Source organism: Clostridioides sp. ZZV15-6388 (assembly GCF_020657755.1).
Classification (GTDB): Bacteria; Bacillota; Clostridia; order Peptostreptococcales; family Peptostreptococcaceae; genus Clostridioides.
Genome location: NZ_JAGWCU010000089.1, coordinates 1 through 502, shown reverse-complemented (window position 1 = coordinate 502; position 502 = coordinate 1). Strand labels below are relative to the sequence as shown.

The 502-nt window shown below is 37.6% G+C and carries 1 tRNA gene and 1 rRNA gene; both read right to left on the bottom strand.

From position 1 onward, the window contains the following. Window positions 1-51 precede the first annotated feature (51 nt). Window positions 52-126: transfer RNA gene (locus KGF48_RS19900), tRNA-Asn, on the bottom strand. Between the two features lie 6 nt (window positions 127-132). After that, window positions 133-249, bottom strand: a 5S ribosomal RNA gene (gene rrf, locus KGF48_RS19895). Between the last annotated feature and the right edge of the window lie 253 nt (window positions 250-502).

Below are 502 nucleotides of genomic sequence, written 5' to 3'. Positions count from 1 at the left end.
GCAGGATTTTAAGTCCTGTGCGTCTGCCAGTTCCGCCACTTCGGCTTTTTTTGGCTCCAAGGGTGGGGCTCGAACCCACAGCCTACCGGTTAACAGCCGGTTGCTCCACCGTTGAGCTACCTTGGAACATTTACGTGGCTATGTCCTACTCTCCCAGGCAGTTTCCCACCAAGTACCATTAGCGCTAAAGAGCTTAACTTCTGTGTTCGGAATGGGAACAGGTGTATCCTCTTTGCTATTATAACCACATATTGCCTATTTATAAGACAAGTATTATATTAACATCTTTATTTTTAAATGTCAATACTTTTAAAGTACTAAATAATAATAGTTTTTTATTAAATACCTTCCATTAATTGAAGTTAGTACTTTACATAGAGTTAACACTCTAAAAACTACATATATATTTTAATCAATGAACATCAAATAAATATTGGTCAAGTCCTCGACCTATTAGTATCGATAAGCTAAATACATTGCTGCACTTACACCTTCGACCTAT